Origin of the sequence: Pseudomonas sp. Pseusp88 (assembly GCF_047303955.1) — a bacterium.
Taxonomy (GTDB): domain Bacteria; phylum Pseudomonadota; class Gammaproteobacteria; order Pseudomonadales; family Pseudomonadaceae; genus Aquipseudomonas.
Map to the genome: position 1 here is coordinate 72,011 of NZ_JBGLYM010000015.1, position 24,504 is coordinate 96,514.

General features: G+C 60.7%; 18 protein-coding genes. 7 read left to right on the forward strand and 11 right to left on the reverse strand.

From position 1 onward, the window contains the following. Positions 1–200 precede the first annotated feature (200 nt). The 3 genes from mfd to ACCD02_RS18970 all read left to right on the forward strand — a co-directional run bounded on the left by mfd (position 201) and on the right by ACCD02_RS18970 (position 7,004). Positions 201–3,653, forward strand: a complete 3,453-nt coding sequence (gene mfd, locus ACCD02_RS18960) for a transcription-repair coupling factor (protein ID WP_413304985.1) — start codon at positions 201–203, stop codon at positions 3,651–3,653. Positions 3,654–3,664: 11 nt separating this feature from the next. After that, positions 3,665–4,189: a CsiV family protein gene (locus tag ACCD02_RS18965; protein ID WP_413304988.1), complete on the forward strand. Its 525-nt coding sequence runs from the start codon at positions 3,665–3,667 to the stop codon at positions 4,187–4,189. A gap of 70 nt (positions 4,190–4,259) precedes the next feature. Beyond that, on the forward strand, positions 4,260–7,004 hold the full coding sequence (locus tag ACCD02_RS18970; protein WP_413304991.1) for a DEAD/DEAH box helicase: 2,745 nt from the start codon (positions 4,260–4,262) through the stop codon (positions 7,002–7,004). 91 nt (positions 7,005–7,095) lie between these two features. On the opposite strand, the gene ACCD02_RS18975 is transcribed toward ACCD02_RS18970, so the two are convergent. The 3 genes from ACCD02_RS18975 to ACCD02_RS18985 form a co-directional block, all read right to left on the reverse strand. Continuing rightward, positions 7,096–7,836 (reverse strand): S-methyl-5'-thioinosine phosphorylase, encoded by a 741-nt coding sequence (locus ACCD02_RS18975; protein ID WP_413304994.1) that lies wholly within the window; start codon positions 7,834–7,836, stop codon positions 7,096–7,098. Between the two features lie 9 nt (positions 7,837–7,845). Further along, on the reverse strand, positions 7,846–8,844 hold the full coding sequence (nagZ, locus tag ACCD02_RS18980) for a beta-N-acetylhexosaminidase (RefSeq protein ID WP_413305128.1): 999 nt from the start codon (positions 8,842–8,844) through the stop codon (positions 7,846–7,848). A gap of 76 nt (positions 8,845–8,920) precedes the next feature. After that, positions 8,921–9,637: a TetR family transcriptional regulator gene (locus ACCD02_RS18985; RefSeq protein WP_413304997.1), complete on the reverse strand. Its 717-nt coding sequence runs from the start codon at positions 9,635–9,637 to the stop codon at positions 8,921–8,923. A gap of 250 nt (positions 9,638–9,887) precedes the next feature. Between ACCD02_RS18985 and lexA the strand changes: the two genes are divergently transcribed. Continuing rightward, the gene (gene lexA, locus ACCD02_RS18990) at positions 9,888–10,496 is read left to right on the forward strand and encodes a transcriptional repressor LexA (protein WP_259100632.1); all 609 of its coding nucleotides are present in this window, start codon (positions 9,888–9,890) and stop codon (positions 10,494–10,496) included. A 10-nt stretch (positions 10,497–10,506) separates the two neighbouring features. Beyond that, entirely contained in the window at positions 10,507–10,980 is a 474-nt protein-coding gene (gene sulA, locus ACCD02_RS18995; RefSeq protein WP_413305000.1) for an SOS-induced cell division inhibitor SulA, read from the forward strand. A 165-nt stretch (positions 10,981–11,145) separates the two neighbouring features. On the opposite strand, the gene ACCD02_RS19000 is transcribed toward sulA, so the two are convergent. The 7 genes from ACCD02_RS19000 to ACCD02_RS19030 form a co-directional block, all read right to left on the reverse strand. Continuing rightward, positions 11,146–11,379, reverse strand: a complete 234-nt coding sequence (locus ACCD02_RS19000) for a hypothetical protein (protein ID WP_413305002.1) — start codon at positions 11,377–11,379, stop codon at positions 11,146–11,148. A gap of 75 nt (positions 11,380–11,454) precedes the next feature. Then, entirely contained in the window at positions 11,455–11,976 is a 522-nt protein-coding gene (locus tag ACCD02_RS19005) for a DUF6586 family protein (RefSeq protein ID WP_413305005.1), read from the reverse strand. 106 nt (positions 11,977–12,082) lie between these two features. Continuing rightward, a complete protein-coding gene (gene topA, locus ACCD02_RS19010) occupies positions 12,083–14,689 on the reverse strand; it encodes a type I DNA topoisomerase (RefSeq protein WP_413305008.1) in 2,607 nt (868 codons plus the stop codon). Between the two features lie 116 nt (positions 14,690–14,805). Continuing rightward, the gene (locus tag ACCD02_RS19015; protein WP_413305010.1) at positions 14,806–15,042 is read right to left on the reverse strand and encodes a DUF1653 domain-containing protein; all 237 of its coding nucleotides are present in this window, start codon (positions 15,040–15,042) and stop codon (positions 14,806–14,808) included. A gap of 100 nt (positions 15,043–15,142) precedes the next feature. Further along, on the reverse strand, positions 15,143–16,318 hold the full coding sequence (gene fadA / locus ACCD02_RS19020) for an acetyl-CoA C-acyltransferase FadA (protein WP_413305012.1): 1,176 nt from the start codon (positions 16,316–16,318) through the stop codon (positions 15,143–15,145). A 21-nt stretch (positions 16,319–16,339) separates the two neighbouring features. Then, positions 16,340–18,487: a fatty acid oxidation complex subunit alpha FadB gene (gene fadB, locus ACCD02_RS19025; RefSeq protein ID WP_413305015.1), complete on the reverse strand. Its 2,148-nt coding sequence runs from the start codon at positions 18,485–18,487 to the stop codon at positions 16,340–16,342. A 696-nt stretch (positions 18,488–19,183) separates the two neighbouring features. Continuing rightward, complete coding sequence (locus ACCD02_RS19030; RefSeq protein WP_413305018.1) at positions 19,184–19,621, reverse strand: hypothetical protein; 438 nt, start codon at positions 19,619–19,621, stop codon at positions 19,184–19,186. A gap of 101 nt (positions 19,622–19,722) precedes the next feature. Here ACCD02_RS19030 and ACCD02_RS19035 point away from each other — a divergent pair, with 101 nt between their 5' ends. Further along, on the forward strand, positions 19,723–20,175 hold the full coding sequence (locus ACCD02_RS19035) for a universal stress protein (protein WP_413305020.1): 453 nt from the start codon (positions 19,723–19,725) through the stop codon (positions 20,173–20,175). A gap of 84 nt (positions 20,176–20,259) precedes the next feature. Here the strand turns inward: ACCD02_RS19035 and ACCD02_RS19040 are convergent, their stop codons facing one another. Further along, a complete protein-coding gene (locus ACCD02_RS19040; protein WP_413305022.1) occupies positions 20,260–22,176 on the reverse strand; it encodes an ATP-binding cassette domain-containing protein in 1,917 nt (638 codons plus the stop codon). Between the two features lie 302 nt (positions 22,177–22,478). Between ACCD02_RS19040 and ACCD02_RS19045 the strand changes: the two genes are divergently transcribed. Continuing rightward, positions 22,479–24,407, forward strand: coding sequence for a transglycosylase SLT domain-containing protein (locus ACCD02_RS19045; protein WP_413305024.1), 1,929 nt, complete (start codon positions 22,479–22,481; stop codon positions 24,405–24,407). The last annotated feature ends 97 nt before the right edge of the window (positions 24,408–24,504 follow it).

Here is a 24,504-nt window from a genome sequence, read left to right on the forward strand (position 1 = left end):
TGAGCAATGCGCGGCTATCAGATCGAACGGCACTACATAATTTTCACCCCCTTGTGACAGCGCTGTCCTTCATAAGATCCGCTGCTTTTCGCCCTCACAAACATTCTGAAAACAGCGTAAAGTTTCAGGCTGACTGACAGTCGTGACATTCCACCGGTACAATCGCGGCCCCTGTCGCAACGCCTGGAGCTTTATCTTCCGTGCCCGTTCTGCGTCTACCGCTTCTCCCTGCCGCCGCAGGCAAACAACACTGGGGCAACCTGCCCGGTGCCGCCCTCAGCCTGGCCATTGCCGAGGCTGCCAGCGCCGCCAAGCGTTTTACCCTGCTCCTGACCGCCGACAGCCAGAGTGCCGAGCGCCTGGAACAGGAGTTGAGGTTCTTTGCCCCGACGCTGCCGGTCCTGCACTTCCCGGACTGGGAAACCCTGCCCTACGACCTGTTTTCGCCGCACCAGGACATCATTTCCCAGCGCATCGCCAGCCTGTACCGGCTGCCGGAGCTGGAACATGGCGTGTTGGTCGTGCCGATTACCACGGCCCTGCATCGCCTGGCACCGACCAGATTCCTGCTGGGCACCAGCCTGGTTCTGGATGTGGGCCAGAAGCTGGATGTCGAGGCCATGCGCACGCGCCTGGAAGCCAGTGGCTATCGCTATGTCGACACAGTCTATGAACACGGCGAGTTCACCGTACGCGGCGCACTGATTGACCTGTTCCCGATGGGCAGCAAACTGCCCTACCGCATTGATCTGTTCGATGATGAAATCGAAACCCTGCGCACCTTCGACCCGGAAAATCAGCGTTCCGTGGACAAGGTCGATTCCGTGCGCCTGCTTCCGGCCCGGGAATTCCCGCTGCAGAAGGAAGAAGTCACCCGCTTCAAGGCGCGGTTCCGCGAGCGCTTCGACGTCGACTTCCGCCGCAGCCCGATCTTTCAGGATCTGAGCAGCGGCATCACCCCGGCCGGTATCGAGTACTACCTGCCGCTGTTCTTCGAAGACACCGCCACCCTGTTCGACTACCTGCCCCAGGACACCCAGGTGTTCTCCCTGCCGGGCATCGAACAGGCCGCCGAGAACTTCTGGAACGACGTGCGCAACCGCTACGAAGAGCGCCGCTACGACCCGGAACGCCCGCTGCTGCCGCCCAACGAGCTGTTCCTGCCGGTGGAAGACTGCTTTGCACGCCTGAAAAACTGGCCGCGAGTAGTCGCCAGCCAACAGGACGTCGAAAGCGGCGCAGGCCGCGAACGCTTCCCGGCGCAGCCATTGCCCGAGCTGGCCATCGAAGCCAAGGCCGTCCAACCCTTGGCGGCACTGTCGAATTTTCTCGACCAGTTCCCCGGCCGCATCCTGTTTACCGCCGAATCCGCCGGTCGCCGGGAAGTACTGCTGGAACTGCTCGAGCGCCTGAAGCTGCGACCCAAGACTGTCGACGGCTGGCAGGATTTCGTCAGCAGCAAGGAACGCCTGTCGATCACCATCGCGCCGCTGGACGAAGGCCTGGTACTGGAAGACCCGGCCCTGGCGCTGATCGCCGAGAGCCCGCTGTTCGGCCAGCGCGTCATGCAGCGCCGCCGCCGGGAAAAACGCAGCGACGGTGGCAACAACGACGCGGTCATCAAGAACCTCACCGAACTGCGCGAAGGCGCGCCGGTGGTGCATATCGACCATGGTGTCGGCCGCTACCTGGGCCTGATCACCCTGGAGGTGGACAACCAGGTCGCCGAGTTCCTCGCCCTGGCCTATGCCGACGAAGCCAAGCTCTACGTACCGGTGTCCAGCCTGCACCTGATTGCCCGCTACACCGGCAGCGATGACGAACTGGCACCGCTGCATCGCCTGGGCTCCGAAACCTGGCAGAAAGCCAAGCGCAAGGCCGCCGAACAGGTTCGCGACGTCGCCGCCGAGCTGCTGGATATCTACGCCCGCCGCGCGGCTCGCGAAGGTTATGCCTTTGCCGACCCGAGCCTGGACTACGCCACCTTCAGCGCCGGTTTCGCCTTCGAAGAGACCCCGGACCAACAGACAGCCATCGACGCCGTGCGCGCCGACATGCTTGCGCCCAAGCCCATGGATCGCCTGGTCTGCGGCGATGTCGGCTTCGGCAAGACCGAAGTGGCCATGCGCGCCGCCTTCATCGCCGTACACGGTGGCCGTCAGGTCGCGATTCTGGTGCCCACCACCCTGCTCGCCCAGCAGCACTACAACAGCTTCCGCGATCGCTTCGCCGACTGGCCGGTGACCGTGGAAGTGATGAGCCGCTTCAAGTCGACCAAGGAAGTCAACGCCGCAGTGGCCGACCTGGCCGAAGGCAAGATCGATATCGTCATCGGCACCCACAAGCTGCTGCAGGACGATGTGAAGATCAAGAACCTGGGTCTGGTGATCATCGACGAAGAACACCGTTTCGGCGTGCGCCAGAAGGAACAGCTCAAAGCCCTGCGCAGTGAAGTCGATATCCTGACCCTGACTGCGACCCCCATCCCACGCACGCTGAACATGGCGGTGTCGGGCATGCGTGACCTGTCGATCATCGCCACGCCGCCTGCCAGGCGCCTGTCGGTGCGAACCTTCGTCATGGAGCAGAACAAGAGTACGGTCAAGGAAGCCCTGTTGCGCGAGCTGCTTCGCGGCGGCCAGGTCTACTACCTGCACAACGACGTCAAGACCATCGAGAAATGCGCGGCAGACCTCGCTGAACTGGTCCCGGAGGCACGTATTGGCATCGGCCACGGGCAGATGCGCGAACGCGAACTCGAACAAGTGATGAGCGACTTCTATCACAAGCGCTTCAACGTGCTGATCGCCTCGACCATCATCGAGACCGGCATCGACGTACCGAGCGCCAACACCATCATCATCGAGCGTGCCGACAAGTTCGGCCTGGCCCAGTTGCACCAGTTGCGCGGCCGGGTCGGGCGCAGCCACCACCAGGCCTATGCCTACCTGCTGACGCCGCCACGCAAGCAGATCACCCACGACGCCGAGAAGCGCCTGGAAGCGATTGCCAATACCCAGGACCTCGGTGCCGGTTTCGTACTGGCCACCAACGACCTGGAAATCCGCGGCGCCGGTGAACTGCTGGGCGATGGCCAGAGCGGGCAGATCCAGGCCGTGGGTTTCACTCTGTACATGGAAATGCTCGAGCGTGCGGTCAAGGCCATCCGCAAGGGTGAGCAGCCAAATCTCGACAAGCCCCTGGGCGGCGGTCCGGAAATCAACCTGCGCCTGCCGGCGCTGATTCCCGAGGCCTACCTGCCCGATGTGCACACCCGGCTGATCCTCTACAAACGCATCGCCAATGCCGCCGATGAAGAGGGTCTCAAGGATCTGCAGGTGGAGATGATCGATCGCTTCGGCCTGCTGCCGGAACCGACCAAGAACCTGGTGCGCCTGACCCTGCTCAAATTGCAGGCCGAACAACTGGGCATCAAGAAAATCGACGCCGGGCCGCAGGGTGGACGAATCGAATTCGCCGCCGATACTCCAGTAGATCCGCTGACCCTGATCAAACTGATCCAGGGCCAGCCCAATCGCTATAAATTCGAAGGAGCCACGCAGTTCAAGTTCATGGTGCCCATGGAACGCCCGGAAGAGCGTTTCAACACCCTTGAAGCACTGCTGGAACGTCTGACCCCGAAAACTGCTTGAAGGATTCACCCATGCGTTTGCTACGCCCGTTGTTCCTGCTGCTGGTGCTGATTGCCCCTGCGGCCTTCGCCGATGGTACTTATCAGGTTGAAATGATCCTGTTCCGCCAGCTCGACGAACCTGCCGCACCCTTGCAGTACGCCCCGGAAAACTGGTCGGCCAACGCTCGCCGCCTCAGTGCCGAGAACGAGCGCAGCCCGGCCCTTGGCGAAATGGCCAACAAGCTCACCGCCAGCGGCAAATATCAGGTCCTGCTGCATCGAGCCTGGCAACAAGAGCTGAGCGCAGAGCCGGTGAAAATGGCCATCAGCAGCGGTCAGGAGCAATTCGGCCACTTCCCCATCGAAGGCACCCTGAGCCTAGGCCTGTCGCGCTTCACCGACATCGCCGTCGAGTTCTGGGTCAACCGCCTCGATGCCCACGGCGTACTGCTGAGCAGCGAACGCATGAGTCAGACCGCACGGGTCAAGAACGGCGAGTTGACCTTTATGGACAATGGCAGCCTGGCCATGCTGGTGAAAGTCTCGCCCCTGTAATTCATCAGGGAGCGCACTGGGCGCTCCTTGCCCTTTTGTGTATCGCTTCGGCGTAGGGCTGTTCTGAACGGTGTCGTCCATCCTTGAAAAAGTCCTGGCTTCGGCCTGGACGCAATTCTTCACCGCTCAAACCCTTGAGCGCGGGCAGAGCTATGCCCGGCAACAACGTATCAGGCTCAGAGAGATCGACGCCGGCACCGTCAGCACGGTGTGCGAAGGTTCTGGTGCCAACTCCTACCGCCAGACCCTGAAATTCCGCGATCCGGACAAATTCGCTTCGTTTCTCAACTGCCGCTGCACCTGCCCGGTGGGCAGCAATTGCAAGCACGCCGCCGCCGCCCTGTACTTCCTGCAACAACCGCAGAATCAGGCGCAGGTCCAGGCTGCCATCGACAATGCCCTGAGCGCTGCGATTGCCCGGCGCATAGAACCGGCTCCAGTGCTGCCGGAACGTCTGGTTGACACCCTGATCCCTCGTCCGCGGTTGATCCTGGCCAGCATCGAGTTCAGCGCCTACGAGCCGCGCAACGGTCGCATGCAACGACACATGCAACACCGCGCCGCCCTGGCCTTCAACTATGCCGGGCACTACGCCATCGGCACGGCCAATGTAAGTGTGCTGGTCAGCTCCCTGGGCAGCGATCTGGTCAACCAGAAGAGCGATATCCTCGAACATCGGGAAACCGAAACCCTGCGCATCCGCCGTCAGGGCGAGATTGAACGCCAGTACCGGCAGATGCTGCATGACCTGGACTTCAAGGTCGCCACACGGCAGAGCAAGGCCCTGCCCGACAGCGCCGGGGACATGTTCGAGCTGCCCAACGACAAGGCCTGGCTGCATTTTGTGCTCAACGACTTGCCGCGCTTGCAGGAACAGAACTGGGAAATCGAGATCGACGAGCACTTCGCCTTCGATGTCACTCCGGTAGATGAATGGTACGCGGTGGTCGATGAAGAGCCGCAGCGCGACTGGTTCGACCTGGAACTGGGCATCATCGTCAACGGCGAACGCCTGAGCCTGCTGCCGATCCTGATCAACCTGCTGCGCAGCCACCCGGAATTGATGAGCGCCGCCGGTATCGCCAAGCGCCGCGACGACGAACAATTACTGGTGCAGCTCAACCATTTCACCCAGCGCGGCGGTGGACCGGTGCAGGTCGCCCTGCCCTACGGTCGTCTCAAACCGGTACTGGCCACACTTGGCGATTTCTACTGGCGCGAAGACGGCAACACCTCCGTGCGCCTGAACAACGCCGATGCCACTCGCCTGACTGAATTGGACGAGATCCCCCTGACCTGGCAGGGCGGCGACCGTGTGCGGCAGTTCGCCGAACGTCTGGCCTCTATCAAGGACGCGGCGGTCAAGGTTCCCGATGATCTCAATGCGACGCTGCGGCCCTATCAGCTTGAAGGCCTGAGCTGGATGCAGGCCCTGCGCGAGCTGGAAGTCGGCGGCGTACTGGCCGATGACATGGGCCTGGGCAAGACCCTGCAGACCCTCGCCCACCTGCTGATCGAGAAGCAGGCCGGGCGCCTCGACCGCCCGTCCCTGGCGGTGATGCCCACCAGCCTGATCCCCAACTGGATGGACGAAGCTGAACACTTCACGCCGCAGTTGCGCGTGCTGGCCCTGCATGGCGCCAATCGCCATCAGGACCTGGCCAATCTGACCGACTACGACCTGATCCTGACCACCTACGCCCTGCTGCCCCGGGACGTCGACATCCTCGCCAAGCAGCCGCTGCATGTGCTGATTCTCGACGAAGCCCAATACATCAAGAACCCCAACAGCAAGGCCGCCCAGGCCGCCCGTGAGCTCAATGCGCGGCAACGCCTGTGCCTGAGCGGCACACCACTGGAAAACCACTTGGGCGAGCTGTGGTCGCTGTTCCACTTCCTGATGCCCGGCTGGCTGGGCAGCAGCAAGGAATTCAACAGCAATTATCGCAGCGCCATCGAGAAGCACGGCAATGTCGAACGCCTGCAGCACCTGAATGCGCGTATCAAACCGTTCCTGCTGCGCCGCACCAAGGAACAGGTGGCGACCGAACTGCCGCCCAAGACCGAGATCATCCACTGGGTCGACCTCAACGACGCCCAGCGCGATGTCTACGAGACCGTGCGCCTGGCCATGGACAAGAAAGTCCGCGACGAAATCAGCCGCAAGGGTGTGGCCCGCAGCCAGATCATCATCCTCGAAGCCCTGCTCAAGCTGCGCCAGGTCTGCTGCGACCTGCGCCTGGTCAACGACACACCGGTCAACCCGCGTCACGGCAGTTCAGCCAAGCTGGCCAGCCTGATGGAGATGGTCGAGGAACTGATCGCCGAAGGCCGCAAGATCCTGCTGTTCTCCCAGTTCACCTCGATGCTGACCTTGATCGAAGCCGAACTCAAACAGCGCAATATCGGCTACGCCCTGCTCACCGGCGCGACCCGCGACCGGCGCACACCGGTGCAGGACTTCCAGGCGGGCAAGCTGCCGATCTTCCTGATCAGCCTCAAGGCCGGCGGCACCGGCTTGAACCTGACCACCGCCGACACCGTGATCCACTACGACCCTTGGTGGAACCCGGCCGCAGAAAACCAGGCCACCGACCGCGCCTACCGCATCGGCCAGGAAAAACCGGTGTTCGTCTACAAGATGATTGCCCGAGGCACAGTGGAAGAGAAAATTCAGCGCCTGCAGCAGGAAAAGTCGGCGCTGGCCGCAGGCGTACTGGATGGCCGCAGCACCGGCGACTGGAAGCTGCAAAGCGAAGACATTGCGGCACTGTTTGCGCCGCTGCCGTTGCCGCCGAAAAAGGTCAAGCGCTAGCGCGGACCTGTGGGATCAACTGTGGGACCGGCTTTAGCCGGGAAGGCGTATTCCCGGCTAAAGCCGGTCCCACAGACCTCCCACAAAGATGTCAAACAGCCGAAAGCACCCGCGCCAGCGTCGCCTTGACCTTGCCCATCCCGTCATGCAACGCCTGTTCGATCTCGGCCATGGTAATCACGGCCGCCGACTTGCCCGCCGCCGGGTTCACCACCAGGGCCAGGCAGGCGTAATCCAGTTCCAGCTCACGGGCCAGGGCCGCCTCGGGCATGCCGGTCATACCGACGATATCGCAGCCGTCACGCTCCAGACGCAGGATCTCGGCCACGGTTTCCAGGCGCGGGCCCTGAGTGCAGGCGTACACACCACGATCACTGAACTCGCAACCTTCAGCCGCCAAAGCCGCGATCAGGCGAGCGCGCAGCGCTTCGCTGTAGGGGTAACTGAAGTCGATATGGGTGACCTGCTCCAGATCGTCAGCGAAAAAGGTGTGCTGGCGACCGCTGGTGTAGTCAATCAGGTCATGGGGCACGCAGAAATGCCCTTTACCCATCGCCGGATGAATCCCGCCCACGGCGTTCACCGCCAGAATCGCTTCGGCACCCGCCTGTTTCAGGGCCCAGATATTGGCCCGGTAGTTCACCTGATGGGGAGGAAATCGGTGGGGATGACCGTGACGCGCGAGAAACATCACCTCGCGCCCGGCGTACTCACCCAGCTGAATCTCACCCGATGGCGCGCCATAAGGCGTATTCATCGGCAAGGACTGGCGGATATGCAAGCCATCGAGCTGGGTCAGGCCGGTACCGCCGATAATTGCGTAAACAGTCATGGATAATCCTTAGTCGATCAGTTGGGCGTCGCGCAGCGCAGACAGCGCGGCCAGCCAGCGTGGGTGCTGGCGATACTCGGTCGTGGCAAAAGCCTGGCCGCGCATGCGGGCGATGCGTGGCGAAGGAGTGATTTTCAGCCGCTGGGCCGCACTCAGGGCCAGCTCGGCGGAGGCGCGATCATTACACACCAGGCCCATATCGCAGCCGGCAGTGAAGGCAGCCTCAATGCGACTGGCGCAGTCCCCGACCACATGAGCACCGGCCATGGACAGGTCATCGCTGAAAATCACCCCGTCAAAGCACAGCTCGCCACGCAGGATATCCTGCAACCAGCGGCGGGAGAAACCGGCGGGGCTGGCATCGACCTGCGGATAAATCACATGGGCGGGCATGACCGCCGCCAGTTGCTTGCTCAAGCGGGCGAACGGCACCAGGTCCTTGGCGCGGATATCTGCCAGGCTGCGCTCATCCACCGGAATCGCTACATGGGAATCGGCTTCAGCCCAGCCATGACCGGGAAAATGCTTGCCGGTAGCGGCCATGCCTGCAGCGCTCATGCCGCGGATAAAGGCGCCGGCCAACAGCGCCGCACGCTCGGGATCGCCTTCAAAAGCGCGGCTGCCAACCACGGCACTGCGCTGATGGTCCAGGTCCAGCACCGGGGCGAAGCTCAGATCCAGGCCCACCGCCAGCACTTCGGTAGCCATCAGCCAGCCGCAATGTTCGGCCAGTTGCTCGGCATCGTCGTTATCGGCAATCGCCCGCATCGCGGGCAGACGTACGAAGCCCTGACGCAGACGCTGGACGCGACCGCCCTCCTGGTCCACCGCCAACAACAGATCGGGACGAATGGCACGGATCGCCGCGCTCAGCTCGCGAACCTGGCGTGGATGCTCGATATTGCGGGCAAAAATGATCAGGCCACCCACTTCGGGGTGGCGCAGGAATTGACGGTCTTCAGCGGTCAGCCAGGTACCGGCGACATCTACCATCAGCGAGCCTTGCAGGCCAGAACTCATATCTGTAACTCACCCTACCAAAACAATCCGGGCATGGTGCTTGATCATTGAGTCAGGTGCAATCTCAGGCCTTGGCCACGCTCGGTGTGCCGGAGGTGCTTTTGCTACGCGGGCGCAACTGGGCGCAGATCATCGCGGCATCGGTCACGCCGGTTTCGGCACGCATGCCGGCGGCCAGGAAAGGCACCATCAGGCGCATGACCTGTTCGATGGAGGTATTGACGCCGAAATCAGTCTCGGCGATGGCGCGCAGTGCCTTGATCCCGGACATGCTGAACGCTGCAGCACCCAGCATGAAGTGCACTCGCCAAAACAGTTCAATGGGCGGAATGCGCGGCGCGGCTTCGTTGACCAGGGTCATGTAGCGGCGGAATACCTTGCCGTACATGTCCTCCAGGTAACGCCGCAGGTGGCCCTGACTCTGACTGAACGCCAGGCCCAACAGGCGCATGAAGATGGAAAGGTCGTTATTGCTGCGCGGTTGCACGGCCAGGGCCTGCTCCACGAGCATTTCCAGCAGTTCTTCCAGAGTTGGCTTGTGTTCGGGCTTGGCCTGATGCCGCTCCAGTTCACGATCGAGACTGATGCAGAACGGCCCGAGGAAGCGCGAGAACACCGCCTGAATCAGTGCCTTCTTGGAACCGAAGTGATAGTTCACCGCTGCCAGATTGACCGAGGCCTTGCTGGTAATAAGGCGCAACGAGGTTTCGGCAAAGCCTTTTTCTGCGAACAGCTGCTCAGCAGCATCGAGGATGCGTTCAACGGTTTCCGACTGGGCCATGGGTCTCTGCCTGACAAACACTTGTTTGAAACATACGTATCATACAGGTGGATTGTCAAGCCCGGTGGTTCATTATCTGGCCGCACAGTCACGCATTTAACCATATAAGACGGGTGCTGCAGACCATCGCTTCAGCCTTGAACAGGGACATTGCGAGGCTGCGCCGACCAATGGATTGAAAACGGCGATTGCCAAGGCGCGTTCACTGTATATAATCCCAGTCACTGTATAAAAAGACAGAGCGCCCGACATGATCAAACTGACGCCACGCCAAGCCGAGATTCTGGGCTTCATCAAACGCTGTCTCGAAGACAACGGCTATCCGCCCACTCGTGCGGAAATCGCTCAGGAGTTGGGCTTCAAGTCCCCCAACGCAGCCGAAGAACACCTCAAGGCCCTGGCCCGTAAAGGCGCGATCGAAATGACCCCGGGCGCATCCCGCGGCATTCGCATTCCCGGTTTCGAAGCCAAGGCCGAAGAAGCCGGTCTGCCGATCATCGGCCGTGTCGCAGCGGGCGCACCGATTCTGGCGCAACAGCACATCGAAGAATCCTGCAACATCAACCCTGCGTTTTTCCATCCCAGTGCCGATTACCTGTTACGGGTGCACGGCATGAGCATGAAGGACGTCGGTATCTTCGATGGTGACCTGATCGCCGTCCACACTACCCGTGAAGCCCGCAACGGCCAGATCGTCGTCGCCCGCATTGGTGACGAAGTGACGGTCAAGCGCTTCAAACGGGAAGGCAGCAAGGTCTGGTTGATTGCCGAGAACCCCGACTTCGCGCCGATTGAGGTCAACCTCAAGGAGCAGGAGTTGGTGATCGAAGGTTTGAGTGTCGGCGTCATTCGCCGTTAAGGAGACGTTTATGCAGTTCCTCCAAGCACCGCATGCCCAACTGCCACTGTTCGAGGTGTTCATGGCTCAGCCCATTATCGCCCCGGACCTGCAAGACGTGGTCGAGCCAAACTGGCCCAACGAGCCGGAAGTGTTCAGTGAGCTGTCATTGCGTGGCGCGGCAGGGAGCTGCCTGAGCCTGATGGCGCCGGTCCTGCGCGAACTGAGCCAGGATCAGGGCTCGCGCTGGCTGACGCTGATTGCGCCGCCGGCAAGCCTGACCCAGACCTGGCTGCGGGACGCCGGTCTGAATCGCGAACGTATTCTGCTGCTGCAGCCCCGTGGTACCCAGAGCGCCCTGGAACTGACCCGGGAAGCCCTGCGCCTGGGTCGCAGCCATACCGTGGTCAGCTGGATCAACCCGCTCAGCGCGACCTCGCGCCAGCAACTGATCGCCGCCGCACGCATTGGCGATGCCCAGAGCCTGAATATCCGCCTGGGCTAACGGTTAGCGAACCGTGGAACCGATTAGAGGGCGAATTGTGGGAGCGAATTCATTCGCGAAGAGGCTGGTACATTCAACGCATCTCCAGCGTCTGAGCCACCGCCTTCGCGAATGAATTCGCTCCCACAAGAATTTCATTCCGAATTTCTAGCGATTCAAACAGGCTTAGTGCAAAACCCGCGGTCCGCCATCCTTCTCGATATCGCCTTCAGCCAGACGACCGGCCATCTGCACGCCCATGCTCAACATCGCCTTGGCGACTTCGACATGCTGGCCATGCAGGAATACTTTGGCGTCCTCGGAGAAGTTGAGGGTCACCAGAGAGCCCTCATCTTCGGCGCGACGCAGCTCAATACGGCCGTCAGGCAATTCGACAATTTCAAGAAAAGAGGTGGACATCAGGAAAATTCTCCGCGAAAGGCGCACATTGTAACAGCTCACTGCCCCTGACCGTACCCCGACAGTCGCCCTGTCTCAGCATTCACTCAAGCCTTCACGGAAGCGGATTGCCAGGCCCTTGAGCTGTTGGCGCCAGCTTTCCAGCTCTTCACGGGTCAATTCCACCTCCGGCTCGTCGTCCAGATTGACTGCAACGATCAATGGCTGGGTGACATCGCCTTTCGGCTTCTTCGGCGCACTCGGCGGCATGTACAGCTCGCGATAAGCGCTCAACAGGCGTGCCAGCCAGGTTTCCGACTGACCGGCCAGCTCGATCAGCTCGGCCATCTCCGGAATCTGTACGGTCTTGAGCACTTCCGGCGTCAGCAGGTCTTCTGCGCGCGGGGAATTGGCCAGGGGCAACCGATAGAAACCGGCAATCTCATGACACAAGCCGAGCAAGGCGCCGTATAGATGAAACAGGGCCGATTCGCGCTCGGCCTGCAACAGCGCCTGGGAATTGATCGCCCGCCCCTCCTGAGCCTTGCCAAGAGCTTCCAGGGAGAGGCCGGCAAAGTAAATTTTCTGGTTGGTGCGGGTATAAAGTTCGTGGGCCATGGCGGCAGCCTCAATAAAGTGGGGGGACGAGCACACCCCTGAAATAAAAAACCCTCGGTGTACCAGGTACACCGAGGGTCCATTCAGCCACTTAACCGGTCAGCGATCAACGCTTGTCTTCAACCTGCCAGGCCTTGCCGTCGAAGAAGGCGCGCCAACCGGTCGGCTTGCCCTCCACTTCGGTCTGCACATACTGCTCCTTGCTCTTGCGACTGTAGCGGATCACCGCTGGACGACCGTCAGGATCCTTCTGCGGTGCTTCGCAGAGAAAGTGGTACTTCGGATCGATCTCGGCCTTGTGCGGCACGATTTCCAGGACCAGCGGCGCACGGGTCTCGCGGTTTTTCGGAAACTGGCTGGCGGCCAGGAACAGACCCGAAGCCCCGTCTCGCAGGATGTAGGTGTCGTCGACCTTCTCGCACTTGAGCTCCGGCATCTTCACCGGGTCCATCTTCGGCGGTGCCGCTTCGCCGCTTTTCAGCAGCTTGCGGGTGTTCTTGCAGTTGGTACAGCCAAAGAACTTGCCGAATCGGCCGGTCTTGAGCTGCATTTCGCCGCCACACTTGTCGCACTCGACGCTCGGGCCTTCGTAGCCCTTGATGCGGTAGGTACCTTCTTCAATCTCATACCCCGAGCAATCCGGGTTGTTACCGCAGATGTGCAGTTTGTGCTTTTCGTCCAGCAGATAGGCATCCATCGCCGTACTGCAGATCGGGCAGCGATGCTTGCCACGCAGTACGCGGGACTCGGACTCACCCTCGTCATCCTCGGCAATTTCATCGCCTGGGGTGAGGTTGACCGTGGCCTTGCAGCGCTCTTTCGGCGGCAGGCTGTAGCCCGAGCACCCGAGGAATACGCCGGTCGAAGCTGTACGAATCTGCATCGGACGACCGCAGACCTTGCATGGAATATCGGTCATGACCGGCTGATTGGCACGCATGCCACTGTCCGGCGCTTCCGCTACTTCGAGTTTTTTCTTGAAGTCACCGTAGAACTCGTCGAGGACGCTCTTCCAGTCGCGCTCGCCCTGGGCCACATCGTCGAGGTTCTCCTCCATACCGGCAGTAAAGCCATAGTCCATCAGGTTGGAGAAGCTCTCGGACAGACGCTCGGTGACGATGTCACCCATTTTTTCCGAGTAGAAACGACGGTTGTGCAGCGCCACGTAGCCGCGGTCCTGGATAGTCGAGATGATCGCTGCGTAGGTCGACGGGCGGCCGATACCGCGCTTTTCCATTTCCTTGACCAGGCTCGCTTCGGAGTAACGCGCAGGCGGCTTGGTGAAGTGCTGGCTAGGATCGAGCTTGATCAGCTTGAGGTTATCGCCTTGAGCCATGTCGGGGAGGACATCGTCATCGCCCGGCTTGGTCATCTGCGGCAACACCTTGGTGTAACCGTCAAACTTGAGGATACGGCCCTTGGCGCGCAGCTCGAAGGTCCCGGCCATGACGCTCACGGTGGTCGAGAGGTATTGCGCTGGCGGCATCTGGCAGGCCACGAACTGGCGCCAGATCAACTCGTACAGGCGCTCGGCATCACGCTCCATGCCCGTCAGCTTGCTCGGGTGGGTGTTGACGTCGGACGGACGAATCGCTTCGTGCGCCTCCTGTGCGCCCTCTTTGCTGCTGTAGACATTCGGTGCATCCGGCAGGTACTTCTTGCCGAATTCGTTCTCGATGTAGTCACGGGCCATGCTCACGGCATCGGCCGAGAGGTTGGTGGAGTCCGTACGCATGTAGGTGATGTAGCCCGCTTCGTACAAGCGCTGAGCCATCATCATGGTCTTCTTCACGCCGAAGCCCAGGCGGTTGCTGGCAGCCTGCTGCAAAGTCGAGGTGATGAAGGGTGCCGACGGCTTGCTGCTGGTCGGTTTGTCCTCACGCTTGGCGATGTTGTAGGCGGAGGCCTTGAGCTTCTCCAGGGCCGCCATGGCCTGGGCTTCGTTCAGCGGCTTGAACGCCTCGCCGTTCTCCCGAGCCACTTCGAAGCGCACATTGGCGCCCTTGGCAGTGCCCAGGTCGGCGTGGACTTCCCAGTATTCTTCCGGGTTGAACGCACGGATTTCGCGCTCACGCTCCACCACCAGCTTCACCGCTACCGACTGCACACGGCCGGCGGACAGGCCACGGGCAATTTTCGCCCAAAGCAGCGGCGAGACCATGTAACCGACCACACGGTCGAGGAAGCGCCGCGCCTGCTGGGCGTTGACCCGGTCGATATCCAGCTCGCCCGGCTGCGAGAACGCTTCCTGGATGGCCTTCTTGGTGATTTCGTTGAACACCACGCGCTTGTAGCGGCTGTCGTCGCCACCAATGGCTTCGCGCAGGTGCCAGGCAATGGCTTCCCCCTCGCGGTCCAAGTCCGTTGCGAGATAGATGGTGTCGGCATCCTTGGCGAGACGGCGCAGCTCTTCGATCACCTTCTCCTTGCCGGGAAGGATCTCGTACTTGGCTTTCCAGCCGTGCTCAGGATCGACGCCCATGCGCGAGACCAGCTGCTTGGCAGCTTTCTCTTTAGGCGTCAGTACCGGACCTTCGCCCACAGCGGCCTTGCCACGCTTGGCAGCAGGCTCTTTGGCGGCACTGGCCGAACCGCTGGTGGGCAGGTCTCGGATATGGCCGATACTCGACTTCACCACGTACTGGTTGCCCAAATACTTGTTGATGGTCTTGGCCTTAGCCGGGGATTCCACAATGACCAGCGATTTGCCCATGGATCAGAAAATTCCTGAATCTAGAAATGAATGACAGTTGAAGCCAGGTGTCGAGGCCCCGCTATATATAGTGGCTACAAGGTGAGGTCAAGCACAGGCTGTTGTGCGAACTCGCCTCACCCCTTGGAAAACAGACTGGGTTCGGCCTGGACCAAAGCAAAGCGCGGCACTTGTTCGCCGTCAACCTCGACAGACTCCAGAAACATGCTCAACGGCCGTACCCACAAACCGTAATCACCATACAGGGCTTGATAGAAAACCACTTCTTCCTCTGTCTCGGAATGCCGGGCGACGCTGAATACGCGGTACTCGGGACCCTTGTAATGGCGGTAGAGACCTGGCTGTAACTTCATATTGCGGCCCTCACAAGACACGGAAAAAAACTTCAATTTATTTTTTTACAAAAATACAAAAGCCGGGGCACCTGGCCCCGGCTTGTGTCACTCGAACGAATCAGACGCGCTCGAAGACCGTGGAGATACCCTGACCCAGGCCGATGCACATGGTCGCAACACCGAGGTTGCCACCATTCTGCTTCATGACATTGAGCAAGGTGCCCGAAATACGGGCGCCGGAGCATCCGAACGGGTGACCCAGGGCAATGGCACCGCCGTGCAGGTTAACCTTCTCGTTCATCTTGTCGAGCACTTTCAGATCTTTCAGCACTGGCAGGGCCTGTGCAGCGAAAGCTTCGTTGAGCTCGAAGAAGTCGATATCGGCGATGCTGAGGCCAGCACGCTTCAAGGCTTTCTGCGTTGCAGGGACCGGGCCATAACCCATGATCGCCGGGTCGACACCCGCCACGGCCATGGAGCGGATCACCGCCATCGGCTGGATCCCCAGGTCCTGGGCACGCTGGGCCGACATAACGATCATGCACGAAGCACCGTCGGTAATCTGCGACGAGGTACCGGCTGTCACGGTGCCGCCTTTCGGGTTGAAGGCCGGCTTCAACGCCGCGAGGCTTTCCAGGGTAGTCTCCGGGCGAATGGTTTCGTCGTAGTCGAAGACCTTGAGGAAGCCGTTCTCGTCATAACCCTGCATCGGGATGATCTCGTCCTTGAACTTGCCTTCGACCGTGGCCTTGTGGGCCAACTGGTGCGAACGCACGCCAAAGGCGTCCTGCTGCTCACGGGTGATGCCGTGCATCTTGCCAAGCATCTCGGCCGTCAGGCCCATCATGCCCGAGGCCTTGGCCGCGTACAGGGACATGTGCGGGTTGGGATCAACACCGTGCATCATGCCAACGTGGCCCATGTGCTCGACACCACCGATGACGAAGACATCACCGTTGCCGGTCATGATCGCCTGGGCGGCGGTGTGCAGCGCGCTCATGGACGAGCCGCACAGGCGGCTGACGGTCTGGGCCGCCGAGGTATGCGGGATCTGCGTGAGCAGCGAGGCCATGCGGGCGATGTTCCAGCCCTGCTCCAGGGTCTGGTTGACGCAGCCCCAGATCACATCTTCGACTTCCGCCGGATCGATCTTGTTGTTGCGCTCCAGCAGCTTGCTGATCAGGTGCGCGGACATGTCCTCGGCACGGGTGTTGCGGTGCATGCCACCTTTGGAGCGGCCCATCGGAGTGCGACCGAAGTCGACAATCACGACGTCTCTTGGATTCAAACTCATAAAATTACTCCTCAAGGACGCTTAACCGAAGAAGCTCTGGCCATTCTTGGCCATCTCACGCAGCTTCGCGGTGGGGTGGTACAACGCGCCCAGATCAGCGTATTGGTCAGCCAGGGCAACGAACTCAGCGACGCCGATGGAGTCGATGTAGCGCAGTGCACCGCCACGGAATGGAGGGAAACCGATACCGTAGATCAAGCCCATATCGGCTTCGGCGGCGGTTTCGACGATGCCGTCTTCCAGGCAGCGCACGACTTCCAGGCACAGCGGGATCATCAGCCAGTTGATGATGTCCTCGTCAGTGACTTCACGCTGCTCGTAGATGATCGGCTTGAGCACTTCGAGCACGGCGGCGTCGGCCACTTTCTTCGGCTTGCCCTTCTTGTCGGTTTCGTAGGCATAGAAGCCCTTGCCATTCTTCTGGCCCAGGCGCTTGGCTTCGTAAAGCACGTCCACGGCCGAACGGCGGTCGTCCTTCATACGGTCAGGGAAGCCTTCAGCCATCACGTCACGCCCATGGTGGCCGGTGTCGATGCCGACTACGTCCATCAGGTACGCCGGGCCCATGGGCCAGCCGAATTTTTCCATGACCTTGTCGATGCGCACGAAGTCCACGCCCGCGCTGACCAGCTTGGCGAAACCGCCGAAGTAAGGGAACAGCACGCGATTGACCAGGAAGCCCGGGCAGTCATTGACCACGATCGGGTTCTTGCCCATTTTCTTGGCGTAGGCCACGGTGGTAGCTACTGCCTCTTCGCTGGATTTCTCGCCACGGATGACTTCCACCAGAGGCATCATGTGCACCGGGTTGAAGAAGTGCATGCCGACGAAGTTTTCCGGACGTTTCAGGGCCTTGGCCAACAGGCTGATGGAAATGGTCGAGGTGTTGGACGCCAGGATGGTGTTTTCACCGACCTGGGCTTCGACTTCCGCCAGTACGGCCTGCTTGACCTTGGGGTTCTCGACCACGGCTTCAACCACCAGGTCGACATTGCCGAAGTCGCCATAGGACAGGGTAGGACGAATCGCGTTGAGCGCTTCAGCCATCTTCGCAGGCGTCAGACGCCCTTTCTCGACGCGGCTGCCCAGCAGTTTGGAAGCTTCGTTCAGACCCAGTTGAATGGCGTCCTCACGAATATCCTTCATCAGGATCGGCGTGCCTTTGACAGCCGACTGATAGGCGATACCACCGCCCATGATCCCGGCGCCGAGCACCGCAGCCTGATTCACCGGCTTGGCGATGGCGTCGTAGACCTTGGCTTTCTTTTTCAGCTCCTGATCGTTCAGGAACAGGCCGATCAGACTCTCTGCAACCGAGGTCTTGGCCATTTTCACGAAACCGGCGGCTTCGATTTCCAGAGCCTTGTCGCGACCGAAGTTGGCGGCTTTCTGGATGGTCTTGATGGCTTCGACCGGGGCCGGGTAATTTGGGCCAGCCTGACCGGCCACGAAACCCTTGGCGGTTTCAAAAGCCATCATCTGTTCGATGGCGTTGAGCTTGAGCTTGTCGAGTTTCGGCTGGCGCTTGGCCTTGAAATCGAACTCGCCGGAAATGGCGCGCTGGATCAGGTCCAGGGCCGCTTCACGCAGCTTCTCAGGCGCGACTACGGCATCTACCGCCCCGGTCTTGAGGGCGTCTTCGGCGCGGTTTTCCTTGCCGGAGGCGATCCACTCGATGGCATTGTCGGCGCCGATCAGGCGCGGCAGGCGCACGGTGCCGCCGAAGCCAGGGTAGATACCCAGTTTGACTTCAGGCAGGCCGATCTTGGCGGTGCTGGCCATCACGCGGAAGTCCGCCGCCAGGCACATTTCGAAACCGCCACCCAGGGCGATACCGTTGATCGCGACAACGGTCGGGACCGCAAGGTCCTCGAAGTCGCTGAAAATCTTGTTGGCCTCCAGATTGCCAGCCACCAGCTCGGCATCCGGCAACTTGAAGTTGTCGACGAACTCGGTGATATCGGCACCGACGATAAATACGTCCTTGCCGCTGGTAACGACCACACCCTTGACTGACGCATCGGCCTTGATGGCTTCGATTGCCTGGCGCAGGTCGTTGAGGGTGAGGCGGTTGAACTTGTTGACGGACTCACCCTTGAGGTCGAAATTCAATTCGACGATGCCACTTTCAAGAGCCTTAACCGTGATGGCTTTACCTTCGTAAATCATCAACTGATCTCCACGATATGGAAGCTGAACAATGCACGTCGAACGCTAGCGTCCGGCGAGACTAAGACGTCACCGCCAAATCACCATGCACACCCGCTGACGTGGTACCGGGTTCTGTAAGAGCCGTCTGACAGCCAAACGCTCAATTCATACGCCCGTTTGATTTGGGTACGCACACCATCAGCCAAAACAGACGAATTGTCAATTCGACAGAACGGCCATAAATCCGGGCATATGCAGCAGTATCACCCAAGGTAATAGACCCACTTCGCCTCCCGTGGACGGGCCTCAAAGCCTGACCACACAGAAAAGTGTAGGGCAAAGTCCCCGCGACTTTTTGCACCGCCGAGGAACATGAATGAAAATTTATTTGGCAATACGCGACAAAACAGAGCAGAAGGTCTACATTCAGCGCACTGCTTCAGCGAGGGGCTCACGGCAACATTGCGTCGCCTGCCCTCCCGGAACGCCTACAGAATTATCGGCCTGCCTGGCCAACCCCAGCCCGATGTTGTTATCGGGCTTTTTAATGCCCGGGATTTGGTGGGCACATCCTGTGGGAGCGCGTGCATATCGTCGAATCTGTGGGAGCGGATTCATCCGCGAAGGGGCTGCTCTGGCTTTACAGCAAATATAGAATCTCCCACATAGTTGCGGTAATTCAGGTCATTTTGCGTATTTTTCCAGAGGGCGGCGTCAGGCCAGAGTTTTCAGCACCGCAGCAATACGCTGCAATACTTCCGACTCCCCACGCTCGGCCCAGTACAACGCGATCATCTGCTCATCCAGCTCGACCTTGTACACGTCGGCCGGCAGGGTGCTGAACTGCGTCAGCAGCGCCTCGTCCACACAAGGCTCACGCCAGCGATTGACCCAGGTCCCGGGCCCGGTCTGCCAGTAGGCCCAAGGCTTGGCGCCTTTATTGCGTCGGGGCAAATGCAGCTGCGGACAGGGGCTCGGCGGCGCCGCTGGCAGCCAGTGCGGCCACTCCTGAGGCGCCAGTTGCATGCCCATGCCCATACGCCGGGCTTCCAGGCGCAGGGCCATCCTGCCACTCTGTCGCCGCGACGGCCGCAACCAGATCAGCGGGCTCAACATGACACCAATGATTGACAGCACTATCCAGACCGTCATATATGCCCCACCTTGCCTTAAAACAATGAAAACAATGGCCTGCCAGTTTATGCATGAAAGAGCCATACTCATATCAACGCAATTCCCTGGAGGAACTCCTCATGCCCTACACACATATCCTGGTCGCCGTTGATCTGACCGAAGAATGCGACCCCGTGATCAAGCGCGGTCGGGAGCTGGCCGAGGCCTACCACGCCAAGCTATCCCTGGTGCATATCGTCGAGCCCATGGCCATGGCCTTTGGCGGCGATGTACCGATGGATCTGTCGCAACTGCAACAGCAGCAGTTCGACCAGGCCAAGAAAAAGCTCGAGGAGCTAAAGCTCAAGTACCCGGACGTCAAGACGGGAGACAGCCACCTGACTTACGGCCAGCCGCGCCAGGAAATCCACCAGTTGGCCAAGGAGCACCACTGCGACCTGATCGTCGTCGGCAGCCATGGCCGCCACGGCCTGTCGCTGCTGCTGGGCTCGACCGCCAACGATGTGCTGCATGGCGCGCCATGCGATGTGCTGGCGGTGCGGTTGATCAAACCAACTGACCGCACGGCGTGATGTGGGACCGGCTTTAGCCGGTCCCACATGAATCACCACTACGGCCAAGAAAAAGCCCGATCATCGATCGGGCTTTTTTATCGCTTACTCGTCCAGCTCAGCCCAGCGCTCCAGCAGGGCGTCCAGCTCGCCCTGACGGTTTTCCAATTGCGCCAGAGCAGCGGCGGTCTGTTCCGCAGGCTTCTGATAGAAACCGGGCGCGGCCATCTCGGCGGTCAGGGCAGCGATCTGCTTCTCGACCTCGTCGATCTGCCCCGGCAGCGCTTCCAGCTCGCGCTGCAGCTTGTAGCTGAGCTTCTTCTTGGCCGAAGCTACCGGCATCTCCTGCGCAGCGACCGGAGTCGCCTCGACCACGGCGCTGGCCAGCTCGGCCTTGCCCGACTTGGTGTCGGTCACGCCCAGCAGACGTGGCGAACCGCCCTGACGCAACCAATCCTGATAACCGCCGACGTATTCACGAACCTTGCCCTCGCCTTCGAAGACCAGAGTGCTGGTGACCACGTTGTCGAGGAATGCCCGGTCGTGACTGACCATCAGCACGGTGCCCTTGAACGCTGACAGCACTTCCTCGAGCAGCTCCAGGGTTTCAACGTCCAGGTCGTTGGTCGGTTCGTCGAGGACCAGCAGGTTGGCGGGTTTGCTGAACAGCTTGGCCAGCAGCAGGCGGGCACGCTCGCCACCGGACAGCGCCTTGACCGGTGTGCGCGCACGCTGCGGGCTGAACAGGAAGTCGCCCAGATAGCTCAGCACATGGCGGCTCTGGCCGTCGATATCGATGAAATCGCGGCCTTCGGCGACGTTGTCGATCACGGTCTTTTCCAGATCGAGCTGATGACGCAACTGGTCGAAGTAAGCCACTTCCAGACGCGTCCCCACTTCGACCTTGCCGCTGGTCGGTTGCAGGTTGTCCAGCATCAGCTTGAGCAGCGTGGTCTTGCCGGTACCGTTGGCGCCCAGCAGACCGATGCGGTCTTCGCGCTGCAGAACCATGGAGAAGTCCTTGATCAGCATCGGCCCGCCCGGATGGGCAAAGCTGACGTTTTCCAGGGACATGACCTGCTTGCCGGACTTGTCAGCGGTATCGAGCTGGATATTGGCCTTGCCGGTGCGCTCGCGACGGTCGCTGCGCTCGACGCGCAAGGCTTTCAAGGCGCGTACGCGGCCTTCGTTACGGGTCCGCCGGGCCTTGATGCCCTGGCGGATCCACACTTCTTCCTGGGCCAGGCGCTTGTCGAACAGCGCGTTGGCGGTCTCTTCAGCCGCCAGGGCCGCTTCCTTGTGCACCAGGAAGCTAGCGTAGTCGCCGTTCCAGTCGATCAGGCCGCCGCGATCCAGTTCGAGGATGCGCGTGGCCAGGTTCTGCAGGAAGGAACGGTCGTGCGTGATGAACAGCACGGCGCCCTGGAAATCCTTCAGCGCCTCTTCCAGCCAGGCGATGGCACCGATATCCAGGTGGTTGGTCGGTTCGTCGAGCAGCAGCAGATCCGGCTCGGAGACCAGGGCCTGGGCCAGCAGCACGCGGCGACGCCAGCCGCCGGACAGCTCGGCGAGGGTCTTGTCGGCCGGCAGTTGCAGGCGGCTCAGGGTGCTGTCGACCAGTTGCTGCAAACGCCAGCCGTCACGGGCTTCCAGCGCCTGCTGCACGTGCATCAGCTTGTCCAGGTCTTCTTCGGTAACGCAGTTCTGCGCCAGGTGATGGTACTCGGCGAGCAGGGCGCCCACACCATCCAGACCGTCGGCTACCACGTCGAACACGGTACGCGCGTCAGCCACCGGCAATTCCTGGGGCAACTCGCCGATCTTCAGGCCCGGCGCGCGCCATACGGCACCGTCATCGGGCTTCTGCACGCCCTTGACCAGCTTCAGCATGCTGGACTTGCCAGTGCCGTTGCGACCGATGATGCACACCCGCTCACCACGGGCGATCTGCCAGGACACCTTGTCCAACAACGGCATGGCGCCGAACGCAAGGGACACATCGCTGAATTTGAGCAGGGTCATGAGCTTCTCCAAAAACCGGGCGCGCATTCTACCTGAGATATCGTGCGCGAAAGCCTTCTTTTATACCGACGGTTTATTTCCGTACGACATACCCCTCGGACAACCACAGATCCCGTAGGTACGAGGCTTGCCCGCCAAGGTGCATTACTGCCACAAAAGCTGTGTTACACGCGCTATTGCCTTCGTGGGCATGCATCGCTTCTACGACTGTCTTTCTGCGCCCGGTCAACGGTGCTTTCGCCCCCTGCCTGCAAAAGGCTAAGCTAGCGCCACTTTTCACGATTCATCTGCTCGGAAGTCTCATGCGCAGTCGTTTGCTCAGTCTTTTTTCCTGCCTGCTTTTATCGGCAACCGCTGCCCAGACCCTCCAGGCAGCCGATCTCAACCAACAGCGCCAATACTACGACGAAGCCAAACGCGCCCTCGCCAAGGGCGACAGCGGCCCTATGCGCATGTACAGCGCCGCCCTGGCCGACTACCCGCTGCAACCCTATCTGGAATATGACGAGCTGTCGGCGCGCCTGAAGACCGCCAGCAACGAGGAAATCGAGAAATTCCTCGCCGATCATGGCGATCTGCCCCAGGCCAACTGGATGAAGCTCAAATGGCTGCGCTGGCTGGTCGATCGCGGTGACTGGGATACCTTCGCCAGGTACTACGACGCGAAAATGAATTTCACCGAGCTGGACTGCCTCTACGGCCAGTACCAGATGAGCCACAACCAGCGCGCCGAAGGCTATGCCAGCGCCGAAAAGCTGTGGATGACCGGCAAGACCCTGCCGTCGTCCTGTGACGGCCTGTTCGGCCAGTGGGCCGCCGAAGGCCAGTTGACGGAGCAGAAACGCTGGCAACGCGCCAAGCTGGCCGCTCAGGAGGGCAACTACAGCCTGGCCAATGCCCTGGTCAACAGCCTCAACAGCCTGGCGCCCCAGGGCCGCCTGTTGATTGCCGTGGCGCAGAAGCCCGAAATGCTCAATAACCCGGCGCAGTTCGCCCCGGTCGATGAGGCCATGTCTGATGTCGTCGGCCTCGGCCTGCGCCGCCTGGCCAAGCAAGACCCGCAGAAAGCCCTGGAAATGCTCGACGGCTATGCGGTGCGCCTGCACTTTTCCCGCGAGGAGCAGGTAGCCATTGCCAAGGAGATCGGCCTGACCCTGGCCCGCCGTTACGACGACCGGGCTCTGGAAATCATGACCAAATATGACCCGGACCTGCGAGACAACACCGTCACTGAATGGCGCCTGCGCCTGCTGCTGCGCCTGGGTCGTTGGGAAGACGCCTACGAACTGACCCGCCGCCTGCCCAAGGACCTGGCCGATACCAATCGCTGGAAGTACTGGGAAGCCCGCGCCCTGGAGCTGGCCCAGCCGAATAACCCGCTGATCCCCAGCCTGTACAAGGGTGTGGCCAAGGAGCGCGATTTCTATGGTTTCCTCGCCGCCGACCGCACACAAAGCCCGTATCAACTTCTGAACAAACCGCTGCTGCTGAGCCAGGCCACCATTACCAAGGTGCGCAATACCCCCGGCATTCGGCGCGCACTGGAGTTTCATGATCGCGGCCAGGTCGTCGATGGTCGTCGCGAATGGTATTACGCCAGCCGCCAGTTCAGCCGTGACGAGATGGTTGCCCAGGCCAAGCTGGCCTATGACCTGAAATGGTACTTCCCGGCGATCCGCACCATCAGTCAGGCGCAGTACTGGGATGACCTGGATATCCGCTTCCCGATGGCCCACCGCGAAACACTGGTCCGTGAAGCCGGTGTTCGTGGCCTGCATTCCAGCTGGGTGTTTGCCATTACCCGTCAGGAAAGCGCCTTCATGGATGACGCCCGCTCCGGCGTCGGCGCCAGCGGCCTGATGCAACTGATGCCCGCCACAGCCAAGGAGACCGCGCGCAAGTTCAGCATCCCCCTCGCCTCTTCGGAGCAGGTGCTGGACCCGGACAAGAACATCCAGTTGGGCGCTGCCTACCTGAGCCAGGTACATAGCCAGTTCAATGGCAATCGGGTACTGGCTTCCGCCGCTTATAACGCCGGTCCCGGCCGCGTACGCCAGTGGCTAAAGGGCGCTAACCATCTGGCCTTCGATGTCTGGGTAGAAAGTATCCCGTTCGACGAAACGCGTCAGTACGTGCAGAACGTGCTGTCATATTCGGTGATCTACGGACAGAAACTCAATGCACCACAGCCGCTCGTTGATTGGCATGAGCGCTTCTTTGACGATTTGTGATGTCGAGTCAATACTGACGTAACCGATTTTTTGGACGTCCGAACTGTGGGAGCGAATTCATTCGCGAAAGCGGTATTTCAGAAGATAGGGATATGTC

Excerpts from the sequence above, each read along its gene's own strand:
- ACCD02_RS18965 (WP_413304988.1), top strand. The coding sequence starts at position 3,665 with ATGCGTTTGCTACGCCCGTTGTTCCTGCTGCTGGTGCTGATTGCCCCT.
- ACCD02_RS18975 (WP_413304994.1), bottom strand. The coding sequence starts at position 7,836 with ATGACTGTTTACGCAATTATCGGCGGTACCGGCCTGACCCAGCTCGAT.
- ACCD02_RS18985 (WP_413304997.1), bottom strand. The coding sequence starts at position 9,637 with ATGGCCCAGTCGGAAACCGTTGAACGCATCCTCGATGCTGCTGAGCAG.
- lexA (WP_259100632.1), top strand. The coding sequence starts at position 9,888 with ATGATCAAACTGACGCCACGCCAAGCCGAGATTCTGGGCTTCATCAAA.
- sulA (WP_413305000.1), top strand. The coding sequence starts at position 10,507 with ATGCAGTTCCTCCAAGCACCGCATGCCCAACTGCCACTGTTCGAGGTG.
- ACCD02_RS19000 (WP_413305002.1), bottom strand. The coding sequence starts at position 11,379 with ATGTCCACCTCTTTTCTTGAAATTGTCGAATTGCCTGACGGCCGTATT.
- ACCD02_RS19005 (WP_413305005.1), bottom strand. The coding sequence starts at position 11,976 with ATGGCCCACGAACTTTATACCCGCACCAACCAGAAAATTTACTTTGCC.
- topA (WP_413305008.1), bottom strand. The coding sequence starts at position 14,689 with ATGGGCAAATCGCTGGTCATTGTGGAATCCCCGGCTAAGGCCAAGACC.
- ACCD02_RS19015 (WP_413305010.1), bottom strand. The coding sequence starts at position 15,042 with ATGAAGTTACAGCCAGGTCTCTACCGCCATTACAAGGGTCCCGAGTAC.
- fadA (WP_413305012.1), bottom strand. The coding sequence starts at position 16,318 with ATGAGTTTGAATCCAAGAGACGTCGTGATTGTCGACTTCGGTCGCACT.
- fadB (WP_413305015.1), bottom strand. The coding sequence starts at position 18,487 with ATGATTTACGAAGGTAAAGCCATCACGGTTAAGGCTCTTGAAAGTGGC.
- ACCD02_RS19030 (WP_413305018.1), bottom strand. The coding sequence starts at position 19,621 with ATGACGGTCTGGATAGTGCTGTCAATCATTGGTGTCATGTTGAGCCCG.
- ACCD02_RS19035 (WP_413305020.1), top strand. The coding sequence starts at position 19,723 with ATGCCCTACACACATATCCTGGTCGCCGTTGATCTGACCGAAGAATGC.
- ACCD02_RS19040 (WP_413305022.1), bottom strand. The coding sequence starts at position 22,176 with ATGACCCTGCTCAAATTCAGCGATGTGTCCCTTGCGTTCGGCGCCATG.
- ACCD02_RS19045 (WP_413305024.1), top strand. The coding sequence starts at position 22,479 with ATGCGCAGTCGTTTGCTCAGTCTTTTTTCCTGCCTGCTTTTATCGGCA.